Origin of the sequence: Marinobacterium marinum, assembly GCF_013868415.1 — a bacterium.
GTDB lineage: Bacteria > Pseudomonadota > Gammaproteobacteria > Pseudomonadales > Balneatricaceae > Marinobacterium > Marinobacterium marinum.
Genome location: NZ_JACEMT010000055.1, coordinates 154,368 through 169,966 on the forward strand (window position 1 = coordinate 154,368; position 15,599 = coordinate 169,966).

Below are 15,599 nucleotides of genomic sequence, written 5' to 3' on the forward strand. Positions count from 1 at the left end.
TTTCATCATTAAGAAGGGCTAGGATTTTCTTCGAATCGAATTTTGGAGAGAGCCATGAGCCTTCAGTCTGCCGACAAGAGTCGCCTGCACAATCTGGGATTCCCGCGTATTGGGGCCCGTCGTGAATTGAAATTTGTCCAGGAAGCCTTCTGGAAAGGTGAAATCGGCGAGGCCGATTTGCTGGCTACGGCGGCCGGTTTGCGTCAGCAGAACTGGCAGCGCCAGTCCGGTCTGGATCTGATCCCGGTGGGGGATTTCTCCCTGTATGATCAGGTGCTGGACATGAGCTTCACCCTGGGCAATCTGCCGGCCCGTGTACAGGGACTGGATGGTTCCGAGCTGGATCAGTTCTTCCGCGTGGCCCGTGGCCGCTCGGCCAATGACAGCGACTGCCATTGCGTTCATGCCGGTGAAATGACCAAGTGGTTTGACACCAACTATCACTACATCGTGCCGGAATTCAGTGCCGAGACCCGTTTCAGTCTGAACCCGAACCGTCTGCTGAGCCATCTGGAAGAAGCCCGCGCGCAGGGGCATAGTGCCAAACCGGTATTGCTCGGTCCGGTGACCTATCTGTTGCTGGGCAAAGCCAAGGACGAGACGCAGCCGTTGAGCCTGCTGGCCCAGTTGCTGCCGGTCTATGCCGAGCTGTTGAAACAGCTGGCTGACAAGGACGTTGAGTGGGTGCAGATTGATGAACCGGCTCTGGTAACCGAACTGTCGCCCGAATGGCAGGCCGCTTACCGCACCGCCTATGCGGTGTTGGCCAACAGCGGGGTGAAGCTGTTGCTGACCACGTATTTTGGTCAGCTGGGGGAAAATCTCGATCTGGCCTGCAGCCTTCAGGTGGAGGGTGTGCACCTGGATGCCATCAACGCCGGCCACGAAGTCGAAACGGTCAAACGTCGGCTGGGAGCCGATCAGGTGCTGTCGTTGGGGGTGGTCAACGGTCGCAATATTTGGAAAACAGACCTGAATAAGGTGCTGGACTGGCTGGAACCGGTGGCTCGGGACCTGGGTGAGCGTTTGTGGATCGCGCCGTCCTGTTCCTTGCTGCATGTCCCGGTGGATCTGGACAGTGAGCAGACGCTGGATGCCGAAGTACTGTCCTGGCTGGCCTTTGCACAGCAGAAGCTGGATGAAATTCGTGTTCTCCACCGCGCCTTGAATGAAGGACGTGATGCGGTGGCAGCAGAACTGGCTGAAAACCGCTGTGCTCTGAACAGCCGTCGCAGTTCGCCGCGCGTGCATAACCCGGCGGTACAGAAAGCGGTTGCTGCAATCGATGTCGCTCTGGGCGAGCGCCAGAGCCCGTATCTCCGGCGTGCAGCGTTGCAGCGTGACAAGCTGAACCTGCCGTTGTATCCGACCACCACGATCGGCTCTTTCCCGCAGACGCAGGACATTCGCAAGGCGCGTCTGGCCTTCAAAAGGGGTGAGTTGGCGGCCGTCGAATATGAAACCCGCATGAAGCAGGAAATCGAGTTTGCCGTACGTCAGCAGGAGGCATTGGGGCTGGATGTACTGGTGCATGGTGAAGCCGAACGCAATGACATGGTCGAGTACTTCGGTGAGCAGCTGGATGGCTATGCCTTCAGCCAGTTCGGCTGGGTGCAGTCCTACGGTTCCCGCTGCGTCAAGCCGCCGATCTTGTTTGGTGATATCAGCCGCCCCCGGGCGATGACGGTGGCCTGGAGTCAATATGCCCAGTCGCTGACCGACAAGCCGATGAAAGGGATGTTGACCGGTCCGGTGACGATCCTGAACTGGTCATTCGTGCGTGACGATCAGCCGCGATCCATCAGCTGCCAGCAGTTGGCTCTGGCGATCCGTGAAGAAGTGCAGGACCTTGAACGGGCCGGTATCGATATCATTCAGATTGACGAAGCGGCTTTGCGTGAAGGCTTGCCGTTGCGCCGCAGCCAGTGGGCCGAATACCTGGCCTGGGCCGTCGAGTCCTTCCGTATTACCGCCAATGGTGTGGCAGACACGACTCAGATTCACACCCACATGTGCTATTCGGAATTCAACGACATTATCGAGGCGATCGCGCACATGGATGCTGATGTGATCACCATTGAAACGTCACGCTCCGACATGGAGTTGCTGGATGTGTTCGACGAATTCCATTACCCGAACGAAATCGGTCCGGGCGTTTATGATATTCACAGCCCGAATATTCCGCCGGTTGAACAGATGGTGAAACTGATGCGTCTGGCTGCTCAGCGTATCCCGGCCGAGCGCTTGTGGGTAAATCCGGACTGCGGTTTGAAAACGCGTCAATGGAGTGAAGTAATTCCGGCCCTGCAGAACATGGTGGATGCTGCCAAAGTGCTGCGTGAAGCTGAAGTGGCTGCCGCCTGACAGCTGTTCTGGAAGCCAACGCCCCGGTCTGGATGAACGGGGCGTTGGGGCAGGCGGTTGCAGGTGTTTCAGTCGCGTTTTTCGGTCACCGCATTCGGTGCCAGATACACCAGTGTCCAACCGGTTTCCGGAGCCAGGTTTTCGGCATCGGACAGAAGGGTCAGGTGCCGGTCGGGGCTGATCAGTGCGATGGGGATGCGGGTATTGTCGGCATCCTGTGCCTGCCAGTGGGTATAGCTGAAGTTGTCACTGAAACGGGTCGCACGGAAACGGGCGCCTCGACTGATCAGTCCGGCCAGGGTACTGAAGCTGAGCGTCTCCGGTCCCAGACGCTGGCCCTGATGTTCTTCGGCCAGTTTGAGCCGGGCTTTTTGATGCTGATCCGTACGCACGCTAAAAATATGATGTGCCGGGAAATCGCGTTGAAAATGCTGGCACAGCAGGGCATTCCATTCGCGTTGCGGAGTCAGCGTCAACAGATGGCCAAGGCCGGCCAGATCCAACCGGTCATCAATAACTGTGGCCAGCGGGTTGCCACAGAGTGTGCGTATACCATGCATGCGTGCATCACGGATGGCGTCCCAATGGGTGTCGACCATCAGCAGGGGAATCTCTTCTTTTTGCAGGCACTCGGCCAGTGCTCGGGCAGCGGGATTGGCACCGATCAGCAGCAGGCCGCGTGGTTCCGGCTCGGTGACGCCCAGCAATTTGGCAATGGGGCGCGCTGTTGCGCTCTGGAATACGACGGTGCCGATGATCACGGCAAAAGTGAGTGCGCTGATCAGTCCTGCGCCTTCATAACCGGCCTGCTCCAGTTTGATGGCAAACAGGGCCGAGACGGCGGCGGCGACGATGCCACGCGGGCCGATCCAGGCGATCAGACTCCGCTCCTGCCAGCTGAGGCGGCTGCCCAGAGTGCTGACCCAGACCGACAGGGGGCGGGCGATAAACTGGATCACTGCCAGCAGTGCCAGGGCGGGCCAGCCCAGTGCCAGTAAGGCCGTCAGATCCAGGCGGGCGGCCAGCAGAATGAACAGGCCCGAGATCAACAGCACGGCCAGGTGTTCCTTGAAAGCCAGAATGCCTTCTATATTGATACCGCGTGCATTGGCCAGCCAGATTCCCATCAGGGTGACGGCCAGCAAGCCGGATTCGTGCGCCAGTTGATTGGACAGCGCGAAGGTTACCAGTACCAGCGAGACTGTCGCCAGCACTTCAAGATACTCGGGTACCCAGTGGCGACGCAATGCGCTGGACAGCAGCCAGCCCGCCAGCAGGCCAGCCCCGGTGCCAACCAGGGTGACTTTCATGAATACCAGCAGGCTGGCAAACAGGCCGTTGTCGCCGTTGCCGGTTGCAATCAGCCACTGAAATACCAGAACAGCCAGCAGGGCCCCCAGAGGGTCGATCAAGATGCCTTCCCAGCGCAGGACTTCCGCAATACGCGGGGTGGCCCTCAGGGTGCGTAGCATGGGGACGATGACGGTGGGTCCGGTGACAACCACCAGGGCGCCGAACAGAGCCGCGAGCGGGGGTGACAGTCCGATCAGGCCATAAGCTGCCAGGCTGATGACCAGCCAGGTGATCAGGGCACCCCAGGTGACCAGGCGCCGGACAACGGGGCCTGTTTCACGCAGTTCGCTGAATTTGAGCGTTAGACTGCCTTCAAACAGGATCAGTGCGACACTGATCGAGACCAGAGGAAACAGCAGTTCATCAAGAAAGTCATCCGGTGACAGCAGCCCGCCGATGGGACCCAGCAAAATGCCCGTGAGCAACAGAAACAAAATGGCCGGCAGTCGCCAGCGCCAGGCCAGCCATTGGCAGGCAAGGCTGGCCAGTGCCAGCGATGCAAACCCCAGAGTCGGTGAAAAGAGATCGTTAAGCGTCATTGGCGGTCCTTGTCGTTGTGATTAAAGGTATAGCGGCGTGTACCGCCAGTTCTTCAGTTCCGTATTAACGAGCAGGAGAGGTTAAGATAATGGTTGCAATCGCTAATCATTATCATTAATATTCATGTTGTTCATTGACAGGTCTGGCTGAGTGTTGTCGAGCAGTCAGCTCAGCATTTCCCGCCGTATACCCCATCGATCTGGCAGGTTGGGGTATGCGGCTTTTTTTGTTTTGGTCGCACCGGTCGGGGTGACACAGCGCTGTGCCGTTTGCGGTTCAGCGTGCCAGCCACTCGTCGATCCATGCCCGCACCGGCGAGTCTTCGCTCAGGGCTTCCACCGCGCCCAGACGGAAGTGTTCGGTGTAGGGTTTGAGTCCGGGGCCGAGCAGACGGTCATAGGGACAGTGCTCGGTCGGGTCCACATACAGAATGACCGCTTCGCCCTGACTGCCGTGGTAGGCTTCAAGACAGAACTGCAGCACCGATTCACTGCTGCCGACGACCAGAACCAGATCCCGGCTGCTCAGTGAGTTCATCAGATTGAACAGGTCGGGATAGACCGGTGCCGCTTCGCCAAAGAACACCACATTGGGTTTGAAGTGAGGCGGATGTGTCCGGTGGTCAAAGGGTTCGTAGCCGATCGGCTCGATGCGCCCTGCAGCCAGATTGACCAGTTCCAGCAGGTTGCCGTGGATATGAACGACATCGGGACTGCCTGCGCGCTCGTGCAGGTCGTCTACGTTGGTGGTCATCAGCGTGACCCGCTCGCCGTGCCGGTGCTGCAGTTCGGCGATGGCCCGGTGGGCGGCGTTGGGCTCCACACCCTGCAGGGCGGTGCGGCGATCGTTGTAGAACTGGTGGACCAGCTCGTAGTTCTGTTCGAAGGTGTCGATATGACAGACATCCTCGATACGGTGGTTGTGCCAGAGGCCATCAGGTCCGGTGCGGAAGGTCGGGACTCCGGACTCGGCGGAGATGCCGGCTCCGGTGAAGATGATCAGGCGTCGGGTGTCAGGGCGTGTCATCGTGCGAGTCTCGGTCATTTCGGCATATTGTGGTATGTGTCACAAATCAAAAAAATCAATATGTTAGGTGGTTGTATCTGTCACAAATCGAAATCAGGAAGTTCAACATGAAATTATTCGGGGCCTCCTGATCTTTTAAGATTGTACTACTTACAACCCAGCTCGGAGGCTAAGGCTCTTCATCATCGCAGTACCTTTGAGTCCTGAATACATGTGATGGCTACATGTCAGATACGCGTTATCTCATCTTCTCTGAGCAATCGTGTGTTTGTATTCTTCTAGCTTACTATCTGAAATCAAATTTCGAAAAAAACGGCATAATTTTCGTTTAATAGAAAATTATTTCCATTTTTGTATCTTTCATGCTTTTAAGTAATTGATATATATGGTTTATTTTAATTCAAATTGTTGGCATGGAACTAGCTTATAGGAGTTGCCAATAATTTTTGCCGAAGGGAGGCACTATGGCACTGCTGCACTATGAGAATTTGGTTGAGCACCGACCAGACATGTTGATGACTAAGGCCTTTTATGGCCTCAAAAGTCATAATGACTACCTGACTCGTGTAATGAGCTACATGGTGAGCGACGAAGCCGTTCTGCGCCTGGCCGTTGAGCGCGGGTTTCTACCGGAGTCGCACCACCAGGATGATGGCAAGAAAGCAAATAATTACAGCGGAGTGTGGGTTCAACTAACAGAGCCTGAGGACTTGCCAAACCTGCCTGAGAAAGTATTCGATGACTTTTTAAAAGATAATGTTAAATCGGTCTACGAGACTGGTCCGGCTGAGCCTGATACTCAAAGCAACAAACGCAAGGAACGACGTAAATTTTTCCGCGAGCGCGAAATTCGTGTACTCAATCGCGATGTAGAGACAGAACAGTTATTACTTGAACGTATGCCAGTCGGCGAAATCCTGCTTCGCCCTAACACGTATACAGTTCAAAAGCAGTTGGAGGCGATTCGCAGGCTGCAGAATGCTCCCTCACCTGCTCACTTGCCCTTGTTACGCTTGCTTGAAGACACCTCCCATGCACGCTGGCCTGATCTTAATCCAGACTTTGAGACCAAGTTCTTTAAAACAGATTATGATATCGAGTCCTGGATAGAAACGACAGTTCCAGACCCCGATGGCTTGGAAAAAGGCCTTGAATGGAAGGTTCTAACTGACGCCACCAGGCCTGGTACGACGGAGCAACGCCTGTTTGTTGCAACAGCCCTCAACACACCGGACTTTTCCTTGCTTGAAGGTCCTCCTGGTTCAGGTAAGACAACCGCGATTTGTGAGCTTATCCTGCAACTGGTTCAGAAAGGTCAGCGTGTACTTCTTTGCGCATCCACCCATGTTGCTGTTGATAATGTCATAGAACGCCTGATGGAGGACGGTAGCCCGCATCGTCACCTAGTCATTCCAGTTCGTATTGGTGATGAGGCTAATGTATCCGAGAAGACTTGGTGTTGGCAGTTGGGTCAATTTGTAAAGACCGAATCCAAACGGATAAAAGCACACCTTGATAATCAGCACCCTCTAACTGAGTCACAATCGGCGCTGAAGCAGAACATTCAGAACGATAGCTCTTTGATTGAGCGGATGCTTCTTGATTCTGCCAACTTGGTCTGCGGAACCACGATAGGGTTGCTTCAGCATCCGGATATAAAGCAATCAAGAGGAGTAGGCAGCCCTCAGTTTGACATCATGATCATTGATGAGGCATCCAAAACCACATTTCATGAATTTTTGGTTCCTGCTCTTCATGCCAAACGCTGGATCTTGGTCGGTGATCCCAAGCAGCTTTCGCCGTATGTCGATGATGAAGACATGGCCATTAATTTAAAACCATGCCTTAACAAAGAGGTTATCCGTAACGCATGTGTTGATGTTTTTTTGGCCAGTCAACGCTCTCCAAAGAAGCGGCGGACCGCGATTGTCGAGTTGGTCAGTCCTGATGATACAGATGTATATGAAAAGCAGGCCGCTGCACACTCGGTTTCGCTTAAGCGTGTGCATCCCGAACCGACGACAGGTTATGCCTCTATCGTAATTGGAGATCGCGAGAGCCTTCAGCGATGCGAAGATTATTTACCACTGGATAGCACTACGATCCGGTCAGCGAAGGACGAGTCATTTCTTCCTGTCGCAGAGCGGCGGGCTATCGCTTATGCCAGACGTAATGACCTGAAAATCGACGGAAGCCCTGCTTGGGAAAAGGAGGTCGCATGGCGGCAGGCGAGACTCTATGAACAGCGCTTCGCACCGGAAAAAGCTGACGCAGAAACGCGCAAGAATACAGTTGAAAAATTAACCCAGGATCTTGCGGCTTTGTTACCCGCGGAAGCGATTGAAGGCGTTAATCCTGCCGAGGTGAGGGACAGTATCGAGTCTGTTAGGCGGGTCGCACTACCTTCAGTGCTGGAGTGTCTTCGTTACGGCTTTGAACGCACCTCTCGAGATCGCAAGGGTTCAGCCTTGACGGATGGTTTACCTGACGACGTATTGGCAAAACGTCGCGTGTTGCTCTCATACCAGCACCGTATGCACCCGGAAATCGCCAGTTTCTCTCATTGCCATGTTTACAACGGAGAAGCCTTGTTTTCTCCCGATGGCATGGAGAAGAAGCGCTCCTGGGAGTATAAAGGCTATGCAACGAGGTCTGAATGGCTCGATGTAAAAGGAAAACCAGGTAAGGCAAATGCTAATAAAAAAGAAACCGAAGCGGTTTTGAGAGAGCTCAAACGCTTCGATCATTGGGCGAAAGATAGCCCTTGTATTGAGTCCTCCGAAACGGGAGAAAAGAAAGCAAGACCATGGGAAGTGGCTATCCTGTGCTTCTATCGTGGCCAGGAAAGAGAATTTCAGAGGTTGCTGCAAAAGTGGACGAACAACCAAAAGTCCAAACGACACTTCTATCGGGGCGGTAAACATAGCCCTTACCTGTCCATTCAGCTTTGTACCGTCGATCGATTTCAAGGTCATGAAGCTGATCTGGTGTTTCTGTCTTTTTCTAATAATTACGCCACATCGTTCTTGGAAAGCCCGAATCGCCTAAACGTTGCACTGACACGAGCCCGCTATCAACTGGTCATTGTTGGTAATCGCCATGCATTAAAAAACTCGAATAGCCTGGTCGGAATCCTGGCTGGTGATAGCATATGGAGTGTGAATGTTGAATAAGATAAACGACTTTTCTCAGCTCGGTAATTTGATTGATCAGGCTGAAAAGCCAGTTCCGGTGAAGGAAGCACAACCAGAGCCACATAGGCCTACCAAGCGAGCGAACAAAAAGAAACTGGAGCAGGCGAGGCAAAGGCCGACGAGTAAGCAAGCCGAGAAGCCTCAGACTCACGCTATACCCAGCAAAAGCTTATCGGCAACGTTCCAACTCAAGCGAACGGTGAACGTTTATTGTTGGAACGTTAAAGCCACTATTTCCAGGTCTGCTAAACGGGACGACTTGATGCCGGTTTTAAAGCGCGCGTTAGAAAACGAGGGCACATACGCACAGGATATAGCCGGGCACCTATTGGGTGAAGAAGTTGGACGAGAAGTGGTTGGCCATCGCTTGCTGGAGATGTGTACGGGTCTCGGGCTACTAGAGATACAAGGCGAGAAAAAACGCCCTCGTTACTTCTTGAGTGAGGATGGCCAAAAAGCCTTGGACGCCGGCAGGGTAATGGTACCGGAAGAAGGAACCTGGACTATCTGGGCTTCAGACGACCAACTGTTGGAATACCCGATATTGAGAGTCAAACCCTGCAGAGAAAGCTCTGCCTATGATGAGGTGATGGGGGATAAGAAGCAGGATACCAAAAAAAGAAGCGATAACTTCGAAACGATTCCGAAGTGGTTGGAGGCTAGTGTACACAAGCTTTCTCAACCTTCAGCAACAGGTAATGAGTTGATCCGACTGGACTCTATAGAACCTCGTATAGAGCGAACGGATCATGAGGCCCAGCTTGAAATTACCTGGTCGCCAGAGGCTCGTAATCTGCTTTTGAAAGGGAAAATTGCCGACTCTAAAGTGAACGCCACGCCAACGGCCCCTGCCGTATCATTCGAAGAGGTGTGGAGAGAGTTACTTGAAGATGCTCACCTTTGGTCATCATGGGATCGAGATAAAAGCCGCCTCTTAGTTTCATTTTCGGAGACCAAGGGACAGGAGCGCGAGCCCATGCAACGACGACTGGAATTTGTGACGCCTCGCCTATCGATGTTCGGCTCATTTGACGCGACAAGTCGATTGATTTCGATCTTCCCTGCCAGTCAAGCGGACGCCCAGTATTGGGCCGAGTGGATACTACAAAACAAGATCAATACTTATGCGACTGAGCCTGACTACTCAGCTTGGTGTGAACAGGCGACCCTGCCGCTTAATGAATATTCCGATGTTTTAAATCTTCCGACACGATCTGAGCTGGCAAGCCAGATATGGATGGGACGACACAATCAGAAAAACACATCGAAAACTTGGCACATCATGGCTGTTGAGGATTGGGGGATTTAAGGATGAGCACGCTGAATAATGAATTTATAAAGTCTTATTCGCAGACTATCGATAACCGTGCTGAACCAGTACCTCCCCTTTGGGTACAACGTGAAAAGCAAAGGCCTAGCTCTCCAATTCGTAAGTCAGGCGCTCGGGTGCGAGACACGCTGCTTTGCGATGAATCACTGGCAACCGACGTGATTAGGGTTATATCCGGAGCAAAGGAAATGCTGGTGTTATGCACTTTCTTGCTGGCGGACAATGATGTTGAACAAGCAACACTAGAGGCGGAGGAGCGAGGTGTTCGGGTTTATTGCCTGATTGCAGCAGAGGCTCGCCTGGACCGAGAGGACCCTGAAGGGGAATTCGACAAAAAGGTTCTGGCTCAACACAAGGCTATGCTTAAAAAACTGGCAGGTCGAGTTATGTTCCGGACCAGCTCAAGCTTCCACGCCAAAGTCGTGCTGGCGGATCCATTTACGTCCATTGCCAATGGCGTATTACTGACCGCCAATCTGACAACAGATGCCATGAAGCGCAATGAGGAATTGTTGCTTCAGCTGGAACTGCAAGAAGTGAAGCAATTGGCAGGTTATTTGAAATGGGCCATTTGGGAAGCGGCTGAGCACGAATCGATTGAATCAGGTGAGTTCCGAGCAGTTAAGCCCCTGTCTCACATATCCGATCCGAAGATCGAGTTACCGGTTGTTGCCACAACAAGTTGTAGCCGCCAAATTGCCAACGAGGCATTGGCAATGATTGAAAGAGCCCAAGCTGAAATCCTGGTCAGCTGCTTCGGCTGGGACCTTGATCACCCAGTGGTACAAGCTCTGGCAAAAAAAGCGAAATCAGGTATCCCGGTCACTGTTTTCGCGAGAATTCGGCCGGCATCAATGCCAGCGCTTGAGTTTTTAACTCAGTCTGGTGCCCGAATCTATGGATTCAAATGGCTGCACGCCAAAGCGTTGGTGGTCGACGGTCAGCAGGCGATGGTCATGTCTGCCAACCTACAGGAACATGGTCTGGATAAGGGATTCGAACTGGGTGTGATGTTTGATGATGTGCGCCTCGAAGAACTGAAGCATACCCTGGCTTACTGGCAGTCAGCAGCCAAGTGGGAATTAAAGACCGGGGGGACCGTTGGGGATGTGGTCGGACTAGTCCAAATCTGGGATGGGAAAGCATTCAGTGATGCAAATATTGAGTCCCAAATGCACCTGACCTTGAAAGATGTTGAAGCTTCGTCGGCTGAAACATTGACTGCGGCCATGCCGGAACTGCCATCCTCTGGAAAACTTCCCCATCTGGCGCATGAGCTCAAATGCCAATGGAACGTAGTTGCACCGAGCCTTGCCAAAGGCGCTAAGCCTAAACTAAGGAAATTTCCCGCAGAACAACTGTCTCAAGGGAAAGCAACACAGAAGCAATCCGAACCAAAGTCTGTTCCATATGATCCGCCAGCCTTTACCGAAGCGGGTGGTAGGGTTGTTGTGGCAATCAAATCGCCGCGGCAGTTAAGCTCAGCTATGCAATTAAAAGCTGAACTAAACGCATCCGCCATCGTGGTGGAGTAACGCTGTTATGGAGCTGAATGGACATATCCTTCTTTGCTGGCACGCTGAGCGTGCCGGCAAAGAAGTACTCGAAAATACACTCAAGAAGCTTGAAAAGAAGTTCCCGATCAAACAGGTGGTGTATCTAGTGCAGTCAAACAGCACTGCAGAGGTACCAGACTCTATGGGCTCTGCGACTATTCATTGTATTGGTGTTGATTTGGAGGACCCGACAGAGCATCAGGTTATATACCAACGAGTCCGGGACGACATTGTCCCTTTAGTCCAGCACTGCGAAAACCAACTCCACATTAATATTTCACCCGGAACACCAGCGATGCACAGTGTGTGGCTGATGCTCTCGGCAGGTGGTGCATTCCCCGTAGGGACCCGACTGTGGTCATCCCAGTACAATAAGAAAACCAATCGTACGAGTCTGAAACCTGTCGACTTTTCGATCACGACGTACCTGGCAGAAATTCGAGCCTCCAGGCAGATTGATCCTGAACTAGCTCATTATGAACCCGAGGCAAAATCGCCCGCTCGGCATGCCGCTCTCAAACGCCTGAAGCAGTACGCTGGATTAAACGGGCACCCATTATTGTTGCTGGGCGAGCGTGGAACGGGAAAAACCCGGCTTGTTGAAACCTTTTTGAGCACAATTAAACAACGGCAAGTCGTGGCCTTGGCCTGCGGTGGTTTAGACTCTACGGTGGCGGAAAGCCTGCTTTTCGGTCACGTGAAAGGTGCTTTTACGGGTGCAGAAAAGGAACGCGAAGGCCTTTTAGGGAAAGCCAAGGGTCAAATTTTGTTTCTGGATGAAGTGCAGGACTTGCCGCGGAACGTACAGCGGGAGCTGGTCAGGACACTGCAGGATCCTAAGCACCGGTATCGCCGCCTCGGTTCCGATGAAGAGAATACGTCCGACTTCGAGTTGGTGTGTGCCAGTAACCTGAACTTCGACGAACTCAGAAAAAAACTGTACCCGGACTTCTTGGATCGTATCGCACACATGACTGTTGAAATTCCGCCTTTACGCGATTGTCGAGACGATATACCGGACGACTGGCAACACGTCTGGACGGAGTCCCGCCGAACAGTCTCCACACCAGAGAAAGCTCCTTTATCCGCACCGCTTAAGGTCTTGCTGAAGGAGCATCCACTTGCTGGGAATATGCGTGACCTGCAGCGTTTGGCTGTTTTAATCATGGCCTGGCTCGGCGAAACAACAGAGAAGGAAGCAGTTGAAATTGCCATTGCTGAATGGCAGCGCTGGGATCGAATTGATAGCAGTGAATCTGATCTGGGAATGGGTAGCTGGAACAACCGGGTTCGACGGTTTCAGCACCGGCTCGCCATATGGGCGAAGCAACATTACGGCGACTGGAACTCTGCTGCAAAAGCATTGGAATGTACGCCGAAAACCCTTTCCAGTCATGGAAAAAATACTGATCAATGTTGAAGGAGATCTATCGATTGTTGAGAAATCGCCAGATACTTAAAGGTTGGATGTGAACCAACGACCTTCGGGTTATGAGCCTCTCAGTCTGTGGCTAGTTCAGTTTATCAGTCCCGCTGGCAGAAGGGACACCGGCGACAGGGAGCTGCCGCCAGTGTGGTGGGGGCCTGATCAGCTCAGGTTATAGAAGAACACTACCAGCACGGCGATCGGAGTGACGAACTTCAGGGTGTTGTGCCAGAGGCGGAAACTTCCGGCGGACAGTGACAGTTCGTTCTGCAGTGCCTGTTTCGACATGAACCAGCCGACCATGACGGCGACCAGAAGCCCGCCCAGCGGCAGCAGGATATTGGCAGTCAGATAATCAAGCAGGTCGAAAACGGTTTTGCCTTCGAAGGCGGCAAACATGCCCAGAGGCGCAACATCCGCCCACAGATTCAGCGACAGGATGGAGGCAATGCCCAGGAGCCAGCAGGTCAACCCAGCGACCAGGGTGCTGAGGGTACGGTTCATTCCTTTTTGTTCTTCCAGCCATTCGACAATGGGTTCCAGCAGTGAGATGCCGGAAGTCCAGGCCGCGAATACCAGCAGGACGAAGAACAGGGTGCCGAAGATGCTCCCCATCGGCATCTGGCCGAACGCCAGCGGCAGGGTCTGGAAGATCAGGCCGGGACCGGCGCCCGGTTCCAGCCCATTGGCAAATACGATCGGGAAAATGGCCAAGCCTGCCAGCAGGGCGACCCCGGTATCCATGACGGACACCGTGATGGAAGCGCGGGTAATGGACACGTTTTTCGGCAGGTAGGATCCGTACGCCATCATAACGGCCATGCCCAGGCTCAGGGTGAAGAAGGCATGTCCCAGTGCTTCAAGGACACCGGACGTGGTCAATTTGGAGAAGTCCGGTTGGAACAGAAAGCTCAGCGCCGCGCTGAAGTGACCGGATGTCATGGCGTAGCCCACCATAACCAACAGCAGGATAAAAAGACTCGGCATCAGAATGCCGGTGGCGCGTTCCAGACCGGAGCGGACACCGCGTGCCACCACGGTCATGACCAGCGCCATGAATAGACTGTGCCAGGCCAGCAGTGTAACGGGATCACTGAGCAGGCCGGAAAAAATGGCGCCTACGGTTTCAGCGGTCTGGCCGGTGAATTGGCCGGAGGCCGAGGTGCCGACATAGGACAGCGCCCAGCCTCCGATCACCGAGTAGAACGACAAAATCAGAAAGCCGGCCAGTATGCCGATGGCTCCGACCAGCTTCCACAGAGGATTGAGCCTGTCGCGTTCGGTGATCAGACGTAGGCTGTTAACCGGGCTGTGTCCGCCGCGTCGGCCAATCAGCACCTCCGCCATCATGATCGGAATGCCGACGACAGCGATACACAGCAGATACACCAGCACGAAGGCCCCGCCTCCGTTTTCGCCGGTGATGTAGGGGAATTTCCAGATATTGCCCAGCCCCACGGCGGAGCCGGTGGCGGCCAGAATAAAGGCCAGACGTGATGACCAGAAACCGCGTTTGGCGGACGTATTGTCCTGAAGGCCGGTTGCGGTGGCGGAAGAAGAGTAGGACATGACTGTCTCCTGCTTGGATTTTTTGTTGTCGGGGGACAGGAGCCGACCGGGGTCGGCTCGTTTTTCAGGGTGTATGGGGACGGCTAGCTGACTTGAGCCAGAGTACTGTCCTGCGGTGTGGCGGCAGGCTTGAAACGTTCTTCGGCCAGCTCATTGGCAATGACGCCGGTTGGGCGGCCATCGCGATCGGAGCGGGTGAAAATTTCGCTCAGGGTGGCGTCGATACTGTCGACATGAGCACGGACTCGGTCCGGCTCATAGTCGGTGCGACTGTGGAATACATCAATGATGCCTCCGGCATTGAGGACAAAATCGGGGGCATAAAGGATGCCGTGTTGCATCAGCAAGGCGTCATGGTCAGGGCGTTCCAGCTGGTTGTTGGCGGCACCGGCGACCACTTTGGCTTGCAGTTTGGGAATGCTGGTGTCGTTGAGTACGGCGCCCAGCGCGCAGGGTGCCACTACATCGACCGGCAGCGTCAGAATGTCGTCGGCACTGACGGGGGTGGCACCGAATTCCTGGACCGCACGGTCCATCTGGTCCTGATGGATGTCGTAAACCCAGAGTTTGGCACCGGCTTCATGCAGGTGCCGGGCCAGACGATAGCCCACGTTGCCGATGCCCTGCACGGCCACTGTCAGACCGGCCAGGTCGTTGCGACCGAGCTTGTGCCGCACGGCGGCTTTCAGACCTACGAACACGCCATAGGCGGTGACGGGGGAGGGATCGCCGTTGCTGGGGCGGCCGTCAAAGCCGGGATGCTCCGAGGTGCCTGCAACCTGTGTGGTGTGGCGGCCCATGATCTGCAGATCGACTACACTGGTGCCGGAGTCTTCAGCGGCAATATAGCGGCCGCCCAGTTGTTCCAGGCAGCGTCCCATGGCCTCCATCAGCGCTTCGGTCTTGTGCTGGCGCGGGTCGCCGATGATCACCGACTTGCCGCCACCCAGATCCAAGTTGGCCAGTGCCGACTTGTAGGTCATGCCTCTGGACAGGCGTAATACATCGCGCAGCGCTTCTTCGTCACTGGCGTAGGGGAACATGCGGCAGCCGCCCAGCGCGGGGCCACGGGAGCTGTTATGGATAGCGACGATCGCCTTGAGACCCGTCTTGGGATCAGTGAAAAAGCAGACTTGTTCGTGGTTATCGAATTCGGGATGTGAAAATACATTCATGTTTGGTGCCTTCCAAAATGAGCTGCCGGGATGCGCCGCGCAGGCGCACCCTCGGGCTTGAACGAG

At 54.3% G+C, this 15,599-nt stretch carries 9 protein-coding genes; 5 read left to right on the top strand and 4 right to left on the bottom strand.

Translation table 11 applies throughout. From position 1 onward, the window contains the following. Positions 1-54: 54 nt before the first annotated feature. Entirely contained in the window at positions 55-2,364 is a 2,310-nt protein-coding gene (metE, locus tag H1S06_RS15230) for a 5-methyltetrahydropteroyltriglutamate--homocysteine S-methyltransferase (RefSeq protein WP_181741745.1), read from the top strand. 68 nt (positions 2,365-2,432) lie between these two features. Here metE and H1S06_RS15235 read toward each other — a convergent pair whose 3' ends face one another. Further along, entirely contained in the window at positions 2,433-4,256 is a 1,824-nt protein-coding gene (locus tag H1S06_RS15235) for a cation:proton antiporter (protein ID WP_181741747.1), read from the bottom strand. Positions 4,257-4,533: 277 nt separating this feature from the next. Next, the gene (locus tag H1S06_RS15240; RefSeq protein WP_181741749.1) at positions 4,534-5,283 is read right to left on the bottom strand and encodes an SIR2 family NAD-dependent protein deacylase; all 750 of its coding nucleotides are present in this window, start codon (positions 5,281-5,283) and stop codon (positions 4,534-4,536) included. A gap of 464 nt (positions 5,284-5,747) precedes the next feature. Here H1S06_RS15240 and H1S06_RS15245 point away from each other — a divergent pair, with 464 nt between their 5' ends. From H1S06_RS15245 to H1S06_RS15260, 4 genes are read left to right on the top strand one after another with little or no spacing between them, the layout of a single operon-like run. Then, positions 5,748-8,456 (top strand): AAA domain-containing protein, encoded by a 2,709-nt coding sequence (locus tag H1S06_RS15245; protein WP_181741751.1) that lies wholly within the window; start codon positions 5,748-5,750, stop codon positions 8,454-8,456. Continuing rightward, a complete protein-coding gene (locus tag H1S06_RS15250; RefSeq protein WP_181741753.1) occupies positions 8,446-9,786 on the top strand; it encodes a hypothetical protein in 1,341 nt (446 codons plus the stop codon). The genes H1S06_RS15245 and H1S06_RS15250 overlap by 11 nt, the downstream gene beginning before the upstream one ends. Positions 9,787-9,788: 2 nt before the next feature. Beyond that, positions 9,789-11,342 carry a phospholipase D-like domain-containing protein gene (locus H1S06_RS15255; protein WP_181741755.1) on the top strand — a complete coding sequence of 518 codons (1,554 nt, stop codon included), beginning with the start codon at positions 9,789-9,791 and terminating at the stop codon, positions 11,340-11,342. A 7-nt stretch (positions 11,343-11,349) separates the two neighbouring features. Beyond that, positions 11,350-12,783 carry a sigma-54-dependent transcriptional regulator gene (locus tag H1S06_RS15260; RefSeq protein ID WP_181741757.1) on the top strand — a complete coding sequence of 478 codons (1,434 nt, stop codon included), beginning with the start codon at positions 11,350-11,352 and terminating at the stop codon, positions 12,781-12,783. A 168-nt stretch (positions 12,784-12,951) separates the two neighbouring features. On the opposite strand, the gene H1S06_RS15265 is transcribed toward H1S06_RS15260, so the two are convergent. Next, complete coding sequence (locus H1S06_RS15265) at positions 12,952-14,358, bottom strand: sodium-dependent transporter (RefSeq protein ID WP_181741759.1); 1,407 nt, start codon at positions 14,356-14,358, stop codon at positions 12,952-12,954. Positions 14,359-14,441: 83 nt separating this feature from the next. Further along, entirely contained in the window at positions 14,442-15,533 is a 1,092-nt protein-coding gene (locus tag H1S06_RS15270) for a Glu/Leu/Phe/Val family dehydrogenase (RefSeq protein ID WP_181741762.1), read from the bottom strand. Positions 15,534-15,599 lie beyond the last annotated feature (66 nt).

Excerpts from the sequence above, each read along its gene's own strand:
- metE (WP_181741745.1), top strand. The coding sequence starts at position 55 with ATGAGCCTTCAGTCTGCCGACAAGAGTCGCCTGCACAATCTGGGATTC.
- H1S06_RS15235 (WP_181741747.1), bottom strand. The coding sequence starts at position 4,256 with ATGACGCTTAACGATCTCTTTTCACCGACTCTGGGGTTTGCATCGCTG.
- H1S06_RS15240 (WP_181741749.1), bottom strand. The coding sequence starts at position 5,283 with ATGACACGCCCTGACACCCGACGCCTGATCATCTTCACCGGAGCCGGC.
- H1S06_RS15245 (WP_181741751.1), top strand. The coding sequence starts at position 5,748 with ATGGCACTGCTGCACTATGAGAATTTGGTTGAGCACCGACCAGACATG.
- H1S06_RS15250 (WP_181741753.1), top strand. The coding sequence starts at position 8,446 with ATGTTGAATAAGATAAACGACTTTTCTCAGCTCGGTAATTTGATTGAT.
- H1S06_RS15255 (WP_181741755.1), top strand. The coding sequence starts at position 9,789 with ATGAGCACGCTGAATAATGAATTTATAAAGTCTTATTCGCAGACTATC.
- H1S06_RS15260 (WP_181741757.1), top strand. The coding sequence starts at position 11,350 with ATGGAGCTGAATGGACATATCCTTCTTTGCTGGCACGCTGAGCGTGCC.
- H1S06_RS15265 (WP_181741759.1), bottom strand. The coding sequence starts at position 14,358 with ATGTCCTACTCTTCTTCCGCCACCGCAACCGGCCTTCAGGACAATACG.
- H1S06_RS15270 (WP_181741762.1), bottom strand. The coding sequence starts at position 15,533 with ATGAATGTATTTTCACATCCCGAATTCGATAACCACGAACAAGTCTGC.